Here is a 17,680-nt window from a genome sequence, read left to right on the forward strand (position 1 = left end):
CGACCACCTGCTTTGTTAAGAAGCAGGCAGCGCAACAGACCAACATTAGGGGGTCAATTTTGGACGCCGATCCCCCGGCTTAGGGGGTCAATATTGCAAGCCGAATGACATTCGGGGAAATGAACGGCGGCGACGTGTCGTACATTGATCGATTGGCTGTTAAAACTTAATGGTCGTCCGCATCCCGAACACTAAGGCATCCGGAACTGGCGATGTGCTGGCAGGATTGAGCGGGCTCGGAACATTGCCTCCAGGATGCATGATGTACTGGATGTTGGGCTGAAAAAACCAGTTGTCGGCGACCTCCCACTGATAGGTCCATTCCAGAGCGGCCTCGAAGTTGCGCACCGGCATCTGCGTTCCCGCGATGCCAGCAAGGTCTCGGTCGAAGGCCGCTGACTGCGGGGAGATGCGGCCGTAGGCGAACGCAATACCCATCGTGTCGTCCGGGCGAGATGCAATCGGGCCTTTGAAGGTCACTCCGCCATCCAAATAGAGATCAATGACGTTCTGTGCGCCGGGAGCCCACGTCCCTCGCAAAAAAACACTCAAGCTTTGATCGCTTCCACTCGCGGATCGCCACAACATCTGATCGACAACGCCATAAACCGCGTAGTTTCCGCGATGCTGCAGCGGAAGACCTCCAGATACGGCCAGCAATGAGCTTTGCGTGTCGAAACGCTGATCGGCGAACAAGCCCGTATGGATCATTGCGCCGATCTTGATGGCGCCAGGTAGATCCGTGGCAGATGATTGTCCGCGCAACGCCGCCCTGCGGGAGCCCTCCTGATTCGGATTTTCCCGCATTCCGTTGGCGTGCTCTTGACCATACAGGTAGGTCAATTCCGCGATAAAGAGGGGCGGATCGTGGAGTGGGCCCTCCAAGGTGGACAGATTGGCTTTCAGTAATTGACCGGACGGCCGGCCTTTCAGAGGATGAAGGCCATGAGAAAGCACCGAACCCACAGCGTCGAGTTTAAACGTCAGGTGTCGCAGGAGTATCTGGGCGGCGAGACGCTGCACGGCCTCGCGAAGCGGCATAATGTCTCCCGTAACTTGATCCGCATCTGGATCGAAAAGTATCAGGCAGGCGCGCTCGACGAGGACGTCGCTTCAGCCGGTCTGCTCGAGACCTATGAAGCGCGCATTGCTGCACTTGAGCGCCTGGTCGGCAAGCAGGCTCTCGAGTTGGAGTTTCTAAAGGGGGCTCTTCGGCCACGACCTCGGCTGAAAAGCGAGACTACGTCCGCAATTGTAGACCCCGCGGCATCAGCGTTGCCCAGGGATGCAGGCTGATGGGAATGGCCCGTTCTACTTTCTATGACGAACCGATCCGTGCGGCCGATGACACAACCATCGTCGCGGCGATGGCTGCAATCTGCGACGAGTTCGAGCACTATGGCTGGCGTCGGGTCCAAGCTGCCCTCAGGCAGCAAGGCATGGTCGTCAATCACAAGAAGGTCCGCCGTCTCATGCGCGAGCATGACCTCCAACCCAGAATGCGCCGCCGCTTCACGACAACGACGGATAGCGACCACGACCAGCCGATCTTTCCCAACCTTGCCAAAACCGTGGCGCTTGACGGCCCCGACCAACTTTGGGTCGCCGATATCACCTACGTCACCATCGTTGGTGGCTTCGTTTATGTCGCTGTCATTCTGGATGCCTGGTCCCGGCGGGTCGTGGGTCATGCCATCAGCCGCTCCATCGACGCGCGATTGACGCTCGCCGCCTTGTCAGTCGCGATCGAGAAGCGAAAGCCGCCGCCTGGCTGCGTCCATCATTCTGATCGCGGATCCCAATACGCTGCTAAGATCTACCGCGACTACCTTGCCGAGCACTACATCAAAGGATCCATGGGTCGGCGAGGAAATCCGTACGACAATGCCAAGGCCGAAAGCTTCATGAAGACGCTCAAGGTTGAGGGTGTCTATCCAATGGCTTTCGAGACCTACGCCGATGTTTCCGAGAATCTTCCAAAATTCATTGATTACGTCTACAATACCCGAAGGCTACACTCCGCTCTCGGCTATATCAGCCCCGCGCAATTTGAGAAGCAACACGCCCGGCAGACGGTCAATCCAGTGGCCTGAACCTGTCCGCCCCGAGGGGCCCACTCCATCGTTCACACGCAATGCAACACCAAACGGATCGCGCTGCACTGGATTTCCGATTCCCGGCCTGAGCTGGATCGCCGTTGAAGATCGCAGCCTTGAAGGCGAGCTCTTTGGTTGGCGAGAACTGGATGCGTGCCCCCGGCGTGGCTTCCGGATACGCGGGGCCGCCGCTCGGAAGGTTCTGGGCAGTGCTGGCCGGCCACCCGAATGTGGCGTTGACGAATAGATTGGCATTCTGACTGACCAGAAACTCTTGCGCAGCCGTGAACTGACCGACGCGCAGGTTGATCAGGCTTCCGATCTTTTGTTCGACCCAGAGGTTGAACAACCGCGTCGAGGGAGGGGCTTCGATCCCGCTTGTAGTCATGAGATTATTGAGATTGCGGGTGCTGAATTGCGTTCCGTGAATTTGATGGAAACTGGCGTGAAAGGTCCCTCCCATCCAGCCCACCAGCTTTTCGAGGTCTGCATCTATAATGACGCCGAAGCGGCCGTCATAACCTGACCCCCGCAGCACCCCGCCCACAGGGTTTCCAAAAGGGTCACTGTAGTAGGAAAACGTGAACTGCAGTCCTGCTTGCTCCAATCGGGAGCGAAGGCCTCCCGGATTGGTCAGTTGACGCAGGGCTCCGAGCAGCGAGGACTCCATAAACACGGGCGTGGACGCCGCTGTTCCGGGCCTTGATGAGTCATTTTGCGCCAACGCAGCACCACTAGCAAATGCAGCAACGGTGGCGACAATCGCGCGCCTCGCAATGGAAGCGATGCGCTCCGAACAGGCCATCTGAACCATCTCGGTGTCTCCATAAACCACTCGCGAGAGGACATCGAACTCATTGGAGCCTGGGATCCGGAAAACGACTACACGTAGAAGCTGCGGTGTCCTTCATCATGCTCCAGGGACAAGTTTCTTGGGCGCCTTCCACAGCCGTCTTCTCCGCATCGTTATATCCAACAAAAGCAGGATCCGCCGCCGATTCGGCTCCGGGGGAGACGAATCGGCGCTTTCCAAGTTGGATGGAGGGTGCAGAAGCCCATCCGACACGCCTGCCGTCGTCGCCATAGTCGGCGGGGGAGCGCTTGTGCTGCCTTGGAGGGGACATCTTGGGCGCAAATCCGGGTGATGATCCCGCCGATCCACAATTGCGAACGAAATAAAGCGTCAAGCGCGGTCGACCTCACCGGCGCGTCCGCGTTGCCAATGCTGGGGCAGCCGGGTGAAATTGCAGTGTAGGCGCAACCTAGCGAGACCAGCAGGCAGGCTGCCCAGAGGAAACAGTCCAAACTTATGTGGCGCTGAGTCCAGCCTCACTGGCGCGAGTCCAAACTTATGCGGCGCCCAACAATGAATTGGCGCACCCGACACGATTCGAACGTGTGACCTTTGCCTTCGGAGGGCAACGCTCTATCCAGCTGAGCTACGGGTGCATGCTGTTCATTTAGCCGATTGTCCGGGCGTCGGCAACGCCCGGCTTGGCCAGTTTGGATCAAAATGGCTGCGTTGGGGCGCGATGTTCTTGTGAAGCGGCGGTCAGGGCCTCGCCTCCTGTCGGGGTGTCATTGTGCATGTCTCGGCTCGGCATTGCTGTGGCGGGCTTCTGAAACAAAGGCTCACGTTTGTCCCCTGGTTGGTCATCGGGGGCTCAGGCCGACCACCATGCAGGCCTTGGCCGGCGTTTTCGACGCGCAATTCCGGCTTGGCGATTGAACAATCGGCGCGCCAGCTCCGACTCATCGATATTCGATGCTTTTGGAGGTTGCTATGATCATTGTTCCGAAGCCCGCGATCGATCTCGCCAATGCCGAGAAGAAACAGTCGGCGTTTCTCGACCTCCGCATCATCTGCGCCGCGGGCCTCTTCGTCGCCATCCTCTTGCTGACCTACGGTATCGACCTCAGCCCCGGACTTTTCTGAACCGGCCCTGACGTTAACGCAGCGGTGTGCGCGTCCCGGTGCTGAAGAATGGCTGACGCTTTCCGCGACGCGGTGAGAAACGCGAATTTGCTCCTTGCCTACGGTTTGTCCAGCAGGACCAGTTCGACGCCGCCTTCCTCAAGAATGACGCGCGAGCGCAGAAACGATTCGCCCCAAACCGCATCTTCCAGCGCCGGTTCGGGAGATACCAGCCGCGCAATGCCGGTTTGAACGATCGCCCGTGCGCAGTCGATGCACGGAAAGAAGGTGCTGGCGATAGTTGCGCCCTGCAGCGGTCGGCCTTGCCGCGCAGCGGCAAAGATCGCGTTGCGTTCGGCATGCTCCATCCAGACGAAACGCCCGTCGCCCTCATGACGCCAGGCGAGATCGGCGACGTCTTTGGGGAAGGTGTTGCAGGCCGCAATTGGCTCGCCGTCGTCGCAGGTCAGGATGATGGCGCCGACCTGTCGAATGCGGTTCGGACTTTGCCTGGCTGCGGCTGTGGCCAGGCCGAGCAGCGCGTAGATGTCCAGACCGGTCTCAGTTGATTGCATGGTCACAGTCCCTCTGGGGAAATACCTCCCCAACCAAGGCCACGATCGCGAGGCCGCTGCAACAGAGATGATCAACTGCGCAAATAATGGAGCTGTGCGAAAAATTAGCACGAATATCGCGAAATATAGCGCTGGCGCGCACGGGGAATTGCGTGGTTAATTTTCTGAAGTTGGCTTAACCGGCGGCGCAGCCCGCAAGTCGAGGGGTCCACAGCATGTCGTCCTTCAACCGTCGCGATGTCATCAAGGGTGCTCTGACCGCCACAACGGCGCTGGGCCTCGGGCCGATCCTCAGCGTGGAAAGCTTCTCCCAGACAAAATCGGTGCTCAATCTGCAACTGGGCTGGCTGTCGTCGGGCAACCAGCTCGGCGAGGTCTGCGCCAAGGCGCTGGGCTATTACGAGGCCGAAGGCATCGAGCTCAAGCTGCAGCCGGGCGGGCCGAACATCGACGGCGTCGCCGTCGTGGCCGCCGGCCGTTATGAGGCCGGCCAGGTTTCCTCGAGCCCGTCGCTGATGCTGGCGGTGTCGCAGGATATTCCGATCAAGTGCTTCGCCAGCGGCGCGCAGATCCACCCCTACACGTTCTTTTCGCTGAATAAGAATCCCGTGCGCGAGCCCAAGGATCTGATCGGGAAGAAGGTCGGCATCCAGTCGACCGGCGTGATCCTGCTGCGGGCGCTGCTGGCCAAGAACAAGATCGCGGAAAAGGATGTCACCATCATCCCGATCGGCGCCGACATGACGCCGCTGCTCACCGGCCAGGTCGATGTGGTCACCGGCTGGCTGACCAACACCACGGCCCTGAAGGTGATCGGCGACCAGCGCGTCGACATGCGGCTGTGGGACACCGGCGTCAGGCTCTATGCGCTGCCTTATTACGCCACTGTCGACACCCTGACGAAAAAGCCGGAGATGCTGGCCAAGTTTCTGCGGGCGACGTCGAAGGGGTGGGCATTCGCGCGCAGCGAGCCGGACAAGGCGGTGGATTTCCTGGTCAAGGAATTCCCCAACCTGGACCGTGCCGACGAGATCGAAGCCGCGAAAGTCATGCTGCAATACGCCTTCTCCGACACCACCAAGACCGGGGGATGGGGCGCCATGGATCCAGCGGTATGGCAGGAGCAGATCGCGCTCTATGCCGAGCTCGGCCAGTTCACCAAACGGGTGCCGAAGCTCGATGAGGTGATGACTCTCGACATTCTGAAGATGACTGCCGACAGCCGCGCCAAGCTCGGTTGACAGGGATATGCCCATGACCGCCCCCGCCATCGACTGCCGCGGCGTCTCGGTCCGTTTCATGACCGAGCGCCGCACCGTCACGGCACTGGAGGACGTGTCGTTCTCGGTGCAGCCCGGTGGCTTTACCAGCCTGCTCGGCCCATCGGGCTGCGGCAAGTCCACGCTGCTGCGGGTGGTTGCGGATCTGATCGCTCCGTCGGAGGGGCAAACGTCGGTGCTCGGATCGACGCCGGAAGACGCCCGCCGCGCGCGCGCCTTCGGCTTCGTGTTTCAGGATGCGGCGCTGTTGCCGTGGCGCACGGCTCTGCAGAATGTGGAGCTGCCGCTCGAGGTCGGTGGACGCCGCGCGCTGGCGCCGGGTGCGGCGACGCCGCGCGAGTTGATGGCACTGGTCGGGCTCGCCGGCTGGGAAAACAGTTTTCCGCATGAATTGTCCGGCGGCATGCGCCAGCGCGTATCCATTGCGCGCGCGCTGCTCGGCGGCCCGAAGCTGCTGCTGATGGACGAGCCCTTTGGTGCACTCGATGAAATCACCCGCGACCGGCTCAACGCCGAACTGCGGCGCATCTGGGCGGAGACGGGTACGACCATCCTGTTCGTGACCCACTCGGTCTACGAGGCGGTATTCCTCGCCGAGCACGTGCTGGTGCTGTCGGCCAATCCCGGCCGCGTCGCCGCATGGGAACAGATCGACCTGCCGCGCGACCGCGATCTCAGCATTCGCGACACCGCCGAATTCGTGACCATCGCCGCGCGGCTGCGCGCCCATCTGGGGAGTGTGCATTGACCGCTATCTCCAGCAACGACACCCTGCTGACGTCGCGCGAGGTCAGCATCAAGGCCGCGGAGGATATCTACCGCACACAGCAGCGCCGCGCCCGGATGCGCCGCCGGCTGCTGCCGGTCGCGGGAATCCTGGCGCTGATCGGCGCCTGGGCGGCCGTTGTTTACATCCTCAAGGTGCCGACCTTCGTGGCGCCGTCGCCGCAACTCGTCGCCGCGACGCTGGTCAGCAAGTTCAGCATCCTGATGGCCAACCTGTGGCCGACCGCCGTCGAGGCGCTGTCCGGCTTCCTGCTCGGCAACCTCTCGGCGATCATCATCGCCACGGTGTTCGTGCACAAGAAGTCCATGGAGCAGGCGTTCTTCCCGGTGGTGGTGCTGGTCAACTCCATCCCCGTCGTCGCCAAGGCGCCGATCCTCGTGCTGCTGCTCGGTAACGGCATGGAGCCGAAGATCGCCATCGCCGCGCTGGTCTGCTTCTTCCCCACGCTGGTAAACATGGTGCGCGGGCTGGAATCGGTGAATCCGCAGTCGCTCGAACTGATGAAGGTGCTCTCGGCCTCGAAGACCGAGATCTTCTTCAAGCTGCGTCTCTTGAACTCGGTGCCTTACCTGTTCTCGGCGCTGAAGATCGCCGCCTCGACGGCGGTGATCGGCGCCATCGTCGGCGAATGGATCGGCTCGACCACGGGCATCGGCGCGCTGATCATCCAGTCCACCTACAACTTCGACAGTGCGATGCTCTACGCCACCGTGATCGTCGGCTCGGCATTCTCGGTGACGTTTTTCCTGACCATCACGCTGATCGAGCGCCTCGTGATCCGCTGGCAGCCGATCGCGCCCACCTGAACGGAGAAATGCCATGTCGCATTCCGAATTCATCCCTGAATCCGCGGGATCCGTGCCGGTTGTCACCCGATCCGACGTGGTCGTGGTCGGCGGCGGTCCTGCGGGTTTCGCTGCGGCCATCGCGGCGCGGCGCGAAGGCTGTTCGGTCACGCTGATCGAGCGCTATCCCTATCTCGGCGGTCTCGCCTCGGGCGGCATGGTGCTGGTGCTCGACGACATGAACAACGGCCAGGAAGTCACCGTCACCGGCGTGTGCATGGAGATGATCGAACGCATGGCCCGAATCGGCGCCTGCGTCTATCCGCCGCCGGAAGATCGCCGTCAGGACTGGGAGGTCTACAAGCGCTGGGCGCATTGGGGCCTGTTCGATTTCCGCTCCAATGGCAAGCCGGCCGGCATTGTCATGGCCGCGGCATTCGATCCGGACGCCTGGAAGCGCACGTCCAACGACCTGATCGCCGAGGTTGGCGTCGACGTCCGGCTGCATTCGTGGTTTTCGAAGGCGATCGTGCGCGACGGCCGCATCACCGGCGTGATCTGCGACACCAAGGCCGGCCGCCAGGCGATCATGGGCGATGTCATCATCGACACCTCGGGCGATCTCGATGTCGCCGCAGCTGCCGGCGCGAAGTTCACTGACGGCGCCTACATGATCACCACGGTGTTCCGTCTCGGCGGGGTCGATACGGAACCGGCCGAGCGCTTCCGCTACGAAGATCCGGAAGCCTTTGCCAAGGTCGACAAATTGGCAAAACGCACCGTCGGCGGGTCGTGGGACCGTTGGTGGCTGAGCACGCCGCTACCGGGCGTCGTCTGGTGCAATTGCCCGCACATGACCGGCTACGACGCCATGAAGGTCGAGGACCAGACTCGCGCCGATTTCGAGGGCCGCAAGCGCATCTATGCGCTGGTCGATTTCGTCCGGGCCAACATGCCCGGCTTCGAGAAGTGTTTTGTGATTGACGTCGCGCCGCAACTCGGCGTGCGCCAGACCCGGCTGCTGGAAGGCGAATATGTCGTCACCAAGGACGATGTGAACAACCGTGTGCACTTTGCCGACACGGTGGCGCGCGGCCGCGATTACTACACGCCGTACCGTGCCATGCTGCCAAAGGAGGTCGAGGGCCTGCTGGTGGCCGGCCGGCATTACTCGGCGACGGAGTCGGCGCAAAAACTGTCGCGGGAAATTCCGCCGTGCATGTCCATGGGCCAGTCCGCCGGCGTCGCCGCCGCGCTGGCTCTGTCGTCGAACATTCCGCTGAAGCAGGTCGATCCCGCTGCGATCTGTGCCAGGGTCCGCGCCCAAGGCGGCGACCCCGGCGACATTCCCTCTGCCAATGCCCGCGTGATGGAGACTGCCGCGTGACCGACCACAGCAACATGCCGCTCGACGGCATCCGGGTGATCGACTTCACCCAGGTGATGATGGGGCCGGTGGCAACGCAGATGCTCGCCGATTACGGCGCCGACGTCATCAAGATTGAAAAGCCCGGCACCGGCGACCTGTCGCGGACCTCGTTCCCCGACGATCCGGCCGGCCTGCTCGGCCCGGTCTATTGCTCGCTGAACCGCAACAAGCGCTCCATCGTGCTCGACACCCGCAGCCCGCAGGGCAAGTCGGTGGTGCTCAAACTGATCGAGACCGCCGACGTGGTGGTCAACAATTTCCGCGCCGGCGTCATGGAACGCCTCGGTTTCGGTTACGAGGAGTTGTCGAAGATCAACCCCAAGCTGATCTATGCAGTCGGCACCGGCTTCGGCCTCACCGGTCCGTATTCTCACAAGGGCGGTCAGGATGTGCTGGCGCAGGCATTGTCCGGCACCATGCACCGCCGCTCCGATCCGCATCTGCCGCTGTCGATCTATCCGACCACCTTCGCTGACTATTCCGCCGGCATGCACATGGTGCAGGGGGTCCTGCTCGCGCTGCTGCAACGGGCCAAGACCGGCCGTGGCCAGCGCATCAGCGTCTCGCTGTACGATTCCATGCTGGCGGCGCAGACCCAAGAAGGCGCGTCGCAACTGATGCGCGGTCGCGAAGTGAACTGGGGCGCGATGCCGCTGTCCGGCGTATTCGAGACGAGCGACGGTGCCATCGCGCTGGTCGGCGCCTTCAAGGCGCAGCCGCTGCGCGACATCTGCACCGCATTGGAAATCGACGACCTGTCGCCGGATTCGCGCTTCGCCGCCCATGCGGTGCAGGTGGAGAACAAGCCGGCGCTGCACGATATCTTTCGCACGCGCTTTGCCAGCAATACCACTGCCTACTGGCTGGCGCGGCTGGAAGAGCAGGACCTGCTGTGCGCGCCGGTGCGCACCCTGACCGAAGCGCTGGCCGACGAGCAGACCGCGGTCAACGGCATGATCATGGAAGCCGATGGCGAGTTCGAGCGCGTCAGGGTGATCGGCTCGCCCATCCACATGGATGCCGCACCGGTGTCGATCCGCATTCCGCCCGCCCATCTCGGCCAGTACACGGATGCGGTGCTTGCAGAGCTGGGCATGGCCAGTCAGGCGGCCGAATAATGCCGGTCTATTTCGAGGTCACCGACCACGTCGCGCGGGTCACCATCGATCGGCCGGAGGTGCTGAACGCTGTCGATGCCGCCACCGAGCGCGAGCTCGAGGCGATCTGGCAATCCATTGAGGGCAATCGTGAGGTCCGCGCGGTGGTGCTCACCGGCGGCGGCGAGCGGGCCTTCTGCACTGGCGCCGACATGAAGAACAGCGGCAACGCGTCCGGCCTGGAATACTGGGCCGCTGGCCGCCCCAACGGCTTCGGCGGCATCGCGCTGCGCAAGACGCTTGACGTGCCGGTCATTGCGCGGGTCAACGGCCATGCTGCCGGCGGCGGTTTCGAGATGGTGCTCGGTTGCGACATCATCGTCGCGGCGGCGGAGGCGACCTTCAGCCTGCCGGAGGCGCGGGTTGGTCGCCTGCCGCTCGATGGCGGCATGACCCTGCTGCAGCGGCAGATTCCGTTTCGCGCCGCCATGGGCATCATGCTGACAGGACGGCGCGTGCCCGCACACGAGGCGCTGACCCTCGGCATCATCAATGAGGTGGTGCCGCGCGCAGCGCTGGATGACGCCGTCGACCGTTGGCTCCAGCATGTGTTGGCCTGTGCACCGCTATCGGTGCGCGCCATCAAGCAGGTGGTCCGCCTGACGCCGCATCTCAGCGCATCCGAGGCGCAGGCGACACGGCTGCCGGCGCTGGTCGAGGCGCTGGTCTCGGAAGATTCACGGGAGGGCGTGCAGGCTTTCGTTGAAAAGCGCAAGCCGAACTGGAAGGGTCGTTGAGGCGGCGGACAGCCGGGTTGTTCGCGCCGCAGGGACGTGACGACCGATGCTCCACGCTGCCGCATTGTACTATTTTCGCGAAGTCGCCCGGGTCGGCTCGATCCGCAAGGCGGCGGCAATCCTGAATGTCGCGGCCAGCGCGCTCAACCGGCAGATCATCAATCTCGAGAACCGGCTGGGGACGCCGCTGTTCGACCGGCTGCCCGGCGGCATGCGGCTGACCGTCGCCGGCGAATTGCTGCTGCGCCACGTGGTCGACACGCTGCATGATTTCGACCGCGTGCGCGTCACCATCGACGACCTGAAGGCGGCGCGCTCCGGCCACGTGGCGCTCGCGGCGCTGGACTCCCTGCTGGTGGATTTCCTGCCGCGCGCCATCGATCGCTTCCGCGTCGATTTTCCGGCGGTCACCTATTCGGTGATGGCGGCGCAGCCACCCGAAGTGCCGACCATGGTGGCGGCGGGGGACATCGACATGGGCTTCACCTTCGTCGGTCAAATCCCCCATTCGGTGCGCTTCATGGCCGAGATCTCGGCGCCGATCGGCGTGGTGATGCGGGCCGACCATCCTCTGGCCAACAAGCTTGCGGTGGATTTCGACGAAGTCAGCCGCTACCCGATGCTGGCGCAGTCCGGTCCGCTGCCCAGGGGCGCCGACATGGATGCTGCCTTTGCGACGTTCAAAAGCCAGCTCAAGCCGACCATCCTGTCCAACTCGATCCAGATGCTGAAGCTGGCCGTGATGCTGAACATGGGCGTGTCGCTGTTCACCCGGCTGGGCTTTCTGCATGAGATCGAGCAGGGCGATATCGCCTGGCGGCCGCTGAATTCACCGGGCATCAACACGCTGCGGATCGGATTGATGGTGTCGGCGCAACGAGAACTAAGCCCGCCCGCCGAACAGTTTGCCCGGCGGCTGGTGGAAGATCTGCACAAGTTCGCGGCGGTGTAACGACAGAGGACCTGTGTCCCGGACGCGGTGCAGTACGCCTCCGCAGGAGGCGTACTGCACCGCAGATCCGGGACCGTACCGGGGCGCCGGAGTCTGTGGCGATCCCGGATCTGCAGTGCACTCCGCCGCCAAAAGGCGGCGCAATGCACTGCGTCCGGGATACGTACCGGTTAATCCACGTTCTGCATGATGCTGGCGATCGGCTTGGCGTTGCTGCTGGTCTTTTGCGGCTGCGCGGCGGTCACCATCGCGTCGTATTGCGGCAGCGTGGTCAGCATCTCCTTGGGCTTGATGAACACCACCTTGTAGCCGCCGGCCTTGAGCTGGGCGAGAATCTCGGGCAGCGCGGCGGCGCTCCACTTGTGCAGGTCGTGCATCAGGATGATGCCCTTGCCGGCCTTCTTCAGCTTGGTCATCACCGAGGTCACCAGGACATCCGGCTTGTGGATGCGGAAATCCTCGGAATCGATGTCGATGGAGAACGCGGTGACGTTGCGTTCGGCGAGATAGGCCTTCAGGTCCGCCGTCTGGCGCAATTGCGGAAAGCGGAAGAACGGCGCGATCGGCGTTCCGGCCATCATCGACACGGCGCTGATGCCCTTCTCGATCTCGTCACGGGCTTCCTGCGGGGTTTTGCTCGCCAGGTTCTGGTGCGACCAGGTGTGGGAGCCGACGCTGTGGCCCGCCGCGATCACCTGCTTCAGGATATCGGGGTGCCATGTCGAGTGCTTGCCGATCGGGAAGAACACGGCCTGAACGCACTGGGCGCTCAAGGCGGCTAGCACGGCAGGCGTACTCACCGGCCACGGCCCGTCATCGAAGGTCAGCACCACTTCACCGGGCTGCAGGAAGTCGTATTCGCGGTATTGCGACATGCCGAGGCCGGGGCCGCCGGTCGTATCCAGCTGGATGGTGCGCGAGACGCCGAGCGCGTTCGGATTGTTGCAGACCGGCTTTGCAGCCGCGGTGCGCTTCTCAGCCGCTGGCGGCGTGGTCGCGACGGGCTGCACGGCCGGTGCCGCTGCAGGTTCCGCGCCGGGCTTCGGCCATCGCGCCTCGATCGCGCCGGTGGTCAGTTCCGTCCTGGCACCGGTGGCATTCGCCTCGGTCTGCGCCGGGGTGTGGCCCATATAGTGCCGGGCGGCGACGGCGACCGAGCCCACGGCCGCCAGGCAGCCGGCGGCAACAAGAATTGTCTGTTTACGCATGTTCACTCCGGAGTCCCGCGTCTCAAGCCCTCCACAACATCCGGCGAAATAGTTAATCGGCGGTGTTTTATGAAAAATTGAAATGATTGAGGCGCGTGGGGGAGAGCCTGGTATCCTCTGCAGTTTCCCGGGCCAAATCGCTCAAGTTTGCCTCTGCGCCGGGCTCGCGCATCGCGCGGATCAGTTCGATCGGGTACCTGCGATGCCTTGCCGCAGGTATTATTTGCGTGCTGCCCGAACCGCCGACGGTATCGGGCGGGGGCGTCCCAACATGACTTTTGCGCAGAGCGAACCATGTATTGCAGCGCACGAGCCACCCAGGTGGGAACGAAGCGAGGCTCGCCAGGTTGTTATGGCGAGACCTCGGGGTGCCGCTCTCTGGCGGCAAGCATGGCGCGCATTTTGACGAACCATCCATGGGTCGGCGTGTGCGCAAATTGCCCGCGCCGTTGTCTGCGGAGCCTTGTTTTCAAGGGCTTTTGAGCAGGCGGCATCTTTCTTGTGATTCGTCATTCAATTTTGTGACGATTCGACGTTGACAGCTTCGATGGCGGGCGCCTATAACCCGGCCACTGAGCGCGGCGGCGCCGGGGCCTACGGGTCCAGGCGCATCGTAGTGTTTCACAAGCTCCTCAACGCGAAGAGTGAATCAACAGCCGACAGGTTTCGGTTGGGATTTGGCGTCGTGTTGAGGTGTCGGTTTCGTCACGAAGCCGACGGCCTCCTTTGATGGGTGATTTGCGGGAATTTCGAAAGAATGACCTTCAAATTATTCTGAAAAAGAGGGTTGCTTCCTTCCTCCGGGAGGTCTAAAGGTTCGCTCCCTTCGGGGCGCTGGTGTTCTTCGGAACACAGCCTGATGACCTTCACTTTGGAAGATATCAGTACGAATTTTCTCTCTTAGGGGAGGGCGATGTTTTGCGACATCGGGTTGTTTGACAAGTTTAGATGAAGAAAGAGAAACGTGGACGGCGGAGTCCTTGCGGGTCTCGATCTCTAGTCATTCGGCGCAAGCTGGTGATTTTGGATTGAGGCCGGACGAAAGACTTCGGCGGTACACGTTTTGATACAAAGGTTACACCATCGTTGTTTGCGCTGTGAAGCGCGGACGGCAGGTTGGTCGGGCTTCGGTTTGATTGACCAAGTATGGTGGGACCTCGTCAATACGATGTGATCAGCCGGTTCAAAGTTCAAGTCCAACTTGAGAGTTTGATCCTGGCTCAGAGCGAACGCTGGCGGCAGGCTTAACACATGCAAGTCGAACGGGCATAGCAATATGTCAGTGGCAGACGGGTGAGTAACGCGTGGGAACATACCTCTTGGTTCGGAACAACACAGGGAAACTTGTGCTAATACCGGATAAGCCCTTACGGGGAAAGATTTATCGCCGAGAGATTGGCCCGCGTCTGATTAGCTAGTTGGTGTGGTAAAAGCGCACCAAGGCGACGATCAGTAGCTGGTCTGAGAGGATGATCAGCCACATTGGGACTGAGACACGGCCCAAACTCCTACGGGAGGCAGCAGTGGGGAATATTGGACAATGGGCGCAAGCCTGATCCAGCCATGCCGCGTGAGTGATGAAGGCCCTAGGGTTGTAAAGCTCTTTTGTGCGGGAAGATAATGACGGTACCGCAAGAATAAGCCCCGGCTAACTTCGTGCCAGCAGCCGCGGTAATACGAAGGGGGCTAGCGTTGCTCGGAATCACTGGGCGTAAAGGGTGCGTAGGCGGGTTTCTAAGTCAGAGGTGAAATCCTGGAGCTCAACTCCAGAACTGCCTTTGATACTGGAAGTCTTGAGTATGGGAGAGGTGAGTGGAACTGCGAGTGTAGAGGTGAAATTCGTAGATATTCGCAAGAACACCAGTGGCGAAGGCGGCTCACTGGCCCATTACTGACGCTGAGGCACGAAAGCGTGGGGAGCAAACAGGATTAGATACCCTGGTAGTCCACGCCGTAAACGATGAATGCCAGCCGTTAGTGGGTTTACTCACTAGTGGCGCAGCTAACGCTTTAAGCATTCCGCCTGGGGAGTACGGTCGCAAGATTAAAACTCAAAGGAATTGACGGGGGCCCGCACAAGCGGTGGAGCATGTGGTTTAATTCGACGCAACGCGCAGAACCTTACCAGCCCTTGACATGTCCAGGACCGGTCGCAGAGATGTGACCTTCTCTTCGGAGCCTGGAGCACAGGTGCTGCATGGCTGTCGTCAGCTCGTGTCGTGAGATGTTGGGTTAAGTCCCGCAACGAGCGCAACCCCCGTCCTTAGTTGCTACCATTTAGTTGAGCACTCTAGGGAGACTGCCGGTGATAAGCCGCGAGGAAGGTGGGGATGACGTCAAGTCCTCATGGCCCTTACGGGCTGGGCTACACACGTGCTACAATGGCGGTGACAATGGGACGCTAAGGGGCAACCCCTCGCAAATCTCAAAAAGCCGTCTCAGTTCGGATTGGGCTCTGCAACTCGAGCCCATGAAGTTGGAATCGCTAGTAATCGTGGATCAGCATGCCACGGTGAATACGTTCCCGGGCCTTGTACACACCGCCCGTCACACCATGGGAGTTGGTTCTACCTGAAGGCAGTGCGCTAACCGCAAGGGGGCAGCCGACCACGGTAGGGTCAGCGACTGGGGTGAAGTCGTAACAAGGTAGCCGTAGGGGAACCTGCGGCTGGATCACCTCCTTTCTAAGGATGGATCTTCAGTGCTTGCACTATCGATCCTCTTTTGAAACATCAGTGGCCAACGGTTTTCGGATCGTTAGGCTGCATTGGCGGGACACCGCCGTCTTCGTTTCTCTTTCTTCGCGGACGAACACACGCTGGGGCGTGCTTGTGACGTTCCTGGTGCAAGCCGGGATACGCTGGGCAGCCCTTTGTAGTTAGGGCTTGTAGCTCAGTTGGTTAGAGCGCGCGCTTGATAAGCGTGAGGTCGGAAGTTCAAGTCTTCCCAGGCCCACCAGCCTTTGCTTGCGCAAGCGAGCTGGCGAAGACGAACGATCGACCAATCACTGTTCAAGCCGAGTTCTTCTGGAACGGGGGCATAGCTCAGCTGGGAGAGCGCGTGCTTTGCAAGCATGAGGTCGTCGGTTCGATCCCGTCTGCCTCCACCAGAAACTTTTCTGATGGATGGCGATGAGATCTTTCTGACCATTCAACTTTCTTCATCCAGTGTGTTCACAGCATGCGCCATCGGGCAGCAGCTGTTTGAAAGTCCGCGGAACATCGTTTCGCATGACGTGTCCTTCGGGATGCGGCGTGCGTGATTTCTGACATCGTAAAGAGGAGATCGATCCGAATAGAGGATCTGCAGAGCAATCTGCGGTACCATCTATGTAATCTCCAAGATTGTTTTCACGAACGCTTTGCTTGCATCGCTTCCGTGACAAACATCTTTTCCAACGAAGCTTGACCGCCTCGTTGTCGGTTCGATCTTACGAAGCAAGCTGGTCTTTCTAATCATATCCGCTGCTTGAAGTGCGCCTGGGCTTGACCGCCTGGCGTGCGGTTTTGCGTTTTCGACCCTGTGTCTCTGACACTCGGGTTGTTACGCAAGCAGCAAGCAGTTCCCATTCTGCCGAGTGGGGTGGATATAGATAATGAGAGCAATCAAGTGCCTTAAGGGTGTTCGGTGGATGCCTTGGCGATGAGAGGCGATGAAGGACGTGCTACGCTGCGATAAGCCGTGGGGAGCTGCGAAGAAGCTTTGATCCACGGATTTCCGAATGGGGAAACCCACCTTCGATAGCCGGAACTCTAAATGCATCATGCCGCAAGGTGTGGTGGATTTGGATTTCCGGTTATCAGTTGAAGGTATGGAGCTCCTGAATTCATAGGGGGTTCTAAGCGAACTCGGGGAACTGAAACATCTAAGTACCCGAAGGAAAGGACATCAACAGAGACTCCGTTAGTAGTGGCGAGCGAACGCGGACCAGGCCAGTGGTATATCAAAGACAACCGGAAGCAGTCAGGAAAGCTGTACCTCAGAGGGTGATAGTCCCGTACGGGTAATGCAATGATATATCCTAGAGTAAGGCGGGACACGTGTAATCCTGTCTGAACGTGGGGGGACCACCCTCCAAGCCTAAGTACTCCTCATCGACCGATAGTGAACTAGTACCGTGAGGGAAAGGTGAAAAGCACCCCGACGAGGGGAGTGAAATAGACCTGAAACCGGACACCTACAAACAGATGGAGCCCAAGATACGTTCTGGGTGACATCGTACCTTTTGTATTATGGGCCAGCGACTTAATTTAACGAGCAAGCTTAAGCCGATAGGTGTATGCGCAGCGAAAGCGAGTCTGAATAGGGCGTTAAGTTCGTTGTATTAGACCCGAAACCTAGTGATCTAGCCATGGGCAGGTTGAAGGTGAGGTAACACTCACTGGAGGACCGAACGGGTGTCTGTTGAAAAAGACTCCGATGACCTGTGGTTAGGGGTGAAAGGCCAATCAAACTGGGAAATAGCTGGTTCTCCGCGAAAGATATTTAGGTATCGCCTCGCGTGAATACTTCGGGGGGTAGAGCACTGGATGGGCTAGGGGGACTTACCGTCTTACCAACCCCAACCAAACTCCGAATACCCGAAAGTAATGCGCGGGAGTCACACGGCGGGTGCTAACGTCCGTCGTGGAGAGGGAAACAACCCGGACCTACAGCTAAGGCCCCTAATTCGTGGCTAAGTGGGAAAGGATGTGGGAATCCCAAAACAACCAGGAGGTTGGCTTAGAAGCAGCCATCCTTTAAAGAAAGCGTAACAGCT

14 protein-coding genes, 3 tRNA genes and 2 rRNA genes (1 of these 19 cut by a window edge) are annotated in these 17,680 nt (G+C 60.6%); 14 read left to right on the forward strand and 5 right to left on the reverse strand.

What is annotated here, in order from left to right; all coding sequences use genetic code 11:
• Positions 1-159: 159 nt before the first annotated feature.
• Entirely contained in the window at positions 160-957 is a 798-nt protein-coding gene (locus ACUXVA_RS07790; RefSeq protein ID WP_445491541.1) for a carbohydrate porin, read from the reverse strand.
• Between ACUXVA_RS07790 and ACUXVA_RS07795 the strand changes: the two genes are divergently transcribed.
• Positions 946-1,296, forward strand: coding sequence for a transposase (locus ACUXVA_RS07795; protein WP_445490022.1), 351 nt, complete (start codon positions 946-948; stop codon positions 1,294-1,296). The two genes, ACUXVA_RS07790 and ACUXVA_RS07795, sit on opposite strands and share 12 nt — an antisense overlap.
• Complete coding sequence (locus ACUXVA_RS07800; RefSeq protein WP_445493231.1) at positions 1,269-2,093, forward strand: IS3 family transposase; 825 nt, start codon at positions 1,269-1,271, stop codon at positions 2,091-2,093. The genes ACUXVA_RS07795 and ACUXVA_RS07800 overlap by 28 nt, the downstream gene beginning before the upstream one ends.
• Here ACUXVA_RS07800 and ACUXVA_RS07805 read toward each other — a convergent pair.
• Entirely contained in the window at positions 2,077-2,910 is an 834-nt protein-coding gene (locus ACUXVA_RS07805) for a carbohydrate porin (protein ID WP_445491543.1), read from the reverse strand. The genes ACUXVA_RS07800 and ACUXVA_RS07805 overlap by 17 nt on opposite strands.
• 558 nt (positions 2,911-3,468) lie before the next feature.
• Positions 3,469-3,545: transfer RNA gene (locus ACUXVA_RS07810), tRNA-Arg, on the reverse strand.
• Positions 3,546-3,879: 334 nt separating this feature from the next.
• On the opposite strand from ACUXVA_RS07810, the gene ACUXVA_RS07815 reads away from it, so the two are divergent.
• Positions 3,880-4,032: a hypothetical protein gene (locus tag ACUXVA_RS07815; RefSeq protein ID WP_265080817.1), complete on the forward strand. Its 153-nt coding sequence runs from the start codon at positions 3,880-3,882 to the stop codon at positions 4,030-4,032.
• 98 nt (positions 4,033-4,130) lie between these two features.
• Here the strand turns inward: ACUXVA_RS07815 and ACUXVA_RS07820 are convergent, their stop codons facing one another.
• The gene (locus ACUXVA_RS07820; protein ID WP_265080816.1) at positions 4,131-4,586 is read right to left on the reverse strand and encodes a deoxycytidylate deaminase; all 456 of its coding nucleotides are present in this window, start codon (positions 4,584-4,586) and stop codon (positions 4,131-4,133) included.
• Between the two features lie 215 nt (positions 4,587-4,801).
• Between ACUXVA_RS07820 and ACUXVA_RS07825 the strand changes: the two genes are divergently transcribed.
• Genes ACUXVA_RS07825 through ACUXVA_RS07855 form a run of 7 tightly spaced genes read left to right on the forward strand, consistent with a single transcriptional unit; the run spans position 4,802 to position 11,713 of the window.
• Positions 4,802-5,827, forward strand: coding sequence for an ABC transporter substrate-binding protein (locus tag ACUXVA_RS07825; RefSeq protein ID WP_265080815.1), 1,026 nt, complete (start codon positions 4,802-4,804; stop codon positions 5,825-5,827).
• A 13-nt stretch (positions 5,828-5,840) separates the two neighbouring features.
• Positions 5,841-6,614 carry an ABC transporter ATP-binding protein gene (locus tag ACUXVA_RS07830; RefSeq protein ID WP_413776414.1) on the forward strand — a complete coding sequence of 258 codons (774 nt, stop codon included), beginning with the start codon at positions 5,841-5,843 and terminating at the stop codon, positions 6,612-6,614.
• A complete protein-coding gene (locus ACUXVA_RS07835) occupies positions 6,611-7,459 on the forward strand; it encodes an ABC transporter permease (protein ID WP_265080814.1) in 849 nt (282 codons plus the stop codon). The genes ACUXVA_RS07830 and ACUXVA_RS07835 overlap by 4 nt, the downstream gene beginning before the upstream one ends.
• Positions 7,460-7,472: 13 nt before the next feature.
• Positions 7,473-8,825 carry an FAD-dependent oxidoreductase gene (locus ACUXVA_RS07840; RefSeq protein ID WP_265080813.1) on the forward strand — a complete coding sequence of 451 codons (1,353 nt, stop codon included), beginning with the start codon at positions 7,473-7,475 and terminating at the stop codon, positions 8,823-8,825.
• A 14-nt stretch (positions 8,826-8,839) separates the two neighbouring features.
• Entirely contained in the window at positions 8,840-9,985 is a 1,146-nt protein-coding gene (locus ACUXVA_RS07845) for a CaiB/BaiF CoA transferase family protein (RefSeq protein WP_265083881.1), read from the forward strand.
• Positions 9,985-10,761, forward strand: a complete 777-nt coding sequence (locus ACUXVA_RS07850; RefSeq protein WP_265080812.1) for an enoyl-CoA hydratase-related protein — start codon at positions 9,985-9,987, stop codon at positions 10,759-10,761. Before ACUXVA_RS07845 ends, ACUXVA_RS07850 begins: the two co-directional genes overlap by 1 nt.
• Positions 10,762-10,807: 46 nt before the next feature.
• Positions 10,808-11,713 carry a LysR family transcriptional regulator gene (locus ACUXVA_RS07855; protein ID WP_445491548.1) on the forward strand — a complete coding sequence of 302 codons (906 nt, stop codon included), beginning with the start codon at positions 10,808-10,810 and terminating at the stop codon, positions 11,711-11,713.
• Between the two features lie 170 nt (positions 11,714-11,883).
• On the opposite strand, the gene ACUXVA_RS07860 is transcribed toward ACUXVA_RS07855, so the two are convergent.
• On the reverse strand, positions 11,884-12,921 hold the full coding sequence (locus ACUXVA_RS07860) for a polysaccharide deacetylase family protein (RefSeq protein ID WP_265080810.1): 1,038 nt from the start codon (positions 12,919-12,921) through the stop codon (positions 11,884-11,886).
• 1,197 nt (positions 12,922-14,118) lie between these two features.
• Here ACUXVA_RS07860 and ACUXVA_RS07865 point away from each other — a divergent pair.
• From ACUXVA_RS07865 to ACUXVA_RS07880, 4 genes are all read left to right on the forward strand, one after another.
• Positions 14,119-15,605: ribosomal RNA gene (locus tag ACUXVA_RS07865) — 16S ribosomal RNA — on the forward strand.
• 197 nt (positions 15,606-15,802) lie between these two features.
• Positions 15,803-15,879: transfer RNA gene (locus tag ACUXVA_RS07870), tRNA-Ile, on the forward strand.
• 75 nt (positions 15,880-15,954) lie between these two features.
• Positions 15,955-16,030 (forward strand) — tRNA-Ala (locus tag ACUXVA_RS07875).
• Between the two features lie 494 nt (positions 16,031-16,524).
• Positions 16,525-17,680, forward strand: a 23S ribosomal RNA gene (locus ACUXVA_RS07880); it runs 1,664 nt beyond the window's last position.
• The 16S and 23S rRNA genes sit together here with 2 tRNA genes alongside, the layout of an rRNA operon.

The sequence above is a fragment of the Rhodopseudomonas sp. RCAM05734 genome, assembly GCF_052658035.1.

What these genes read in the sequence shown, in the direction of transcription:
- ACUXVA_RS07795 (WP_445490022.1), top strand. Translation starts at nt 946, where the DNA reads ATGAGAAAGCACCGAACCCACAGCGTCGAGTTTAAACGTCAGGTGTCG.
- ACUXVA_RS07805 (WP_445491543.1), bottom strand. Translation starts at nt 2,910, where the DNA reads ATGGTTCAGATGGCCTGTTCGGAGCGCATCGCTTCCATTGCGAGGCGC.
- ACUXVA_RS07815 (WP_265080817.1), top strand. Translation starts at nt 3,880, where the DNA reads ATGATCATTGTTCCGAAGCCCGCGATCGATCTCGCCAATGCCGAGAAG.
- ACUXVA_RS07820 (WP_265080816.1), bottom strand. Translation starts at nt 4,586, where the DNA reads ATGCAATCAACTGAGACCGGTCTGGACATCTACGCGCTGCTCGGCCTG.
- ACUXVA_RS07825 (WP_265080815.1), top strand. Translation starts at nt 4,802, where the DNA reads ATGTCGTCCTTCAACCGTCGCGATGTCATCAAGGGTGCTCTGACCGCC.
- ACUXVA_RS07830 (WP_413776414.1), top strand. Translation starts at nt 5,841, where the DNA reads ATGACCGCCCCCGCCATCGACTGCCGCGGCGTCTCGGTCCGTTTCATG.
- ACUXVA_RS07840 (WP_265080813.1), top strand. Translation starts at nt 7,473, where the DNA reads ATGTCGCATTCCGAATTCATCCCTGAATCCGCGGGATCCGTGCCGGTT.
- ACUXVA_RS07845 (WP_265083881.1), top strand. Translation starts at nt 8,840, where the DNA reads ATGCCGCTCGACGGCATCCGGGTGATCGACTTCACCCAGGTGATGATG.
- ACUXVA_RS07850 (WP_265080812.1), top strand. Translation starts at nt 9,985, where the DNA reads ATGCCGGTCTATTTCGAGGTCACCGACCACGTCGCGCGGGTCACCATC.
- ACUXVA_RS07855 (WP_445491548.1), top strand. Translation starts at nt 10,808, where the DNA reads ATGCTCCACGCTGCCGCATTGTACTATTTTCGCGAAGTCGCCCGGGTC.
- ACUXVA_RS07860 (WP_265080810.1), bottom strand. Translation starts at nt 12,921, where the DNA reads ATGCGTAAACAGACAATTCTTGTTGCCGCCGGCTGCCTGGCGGCCGTG.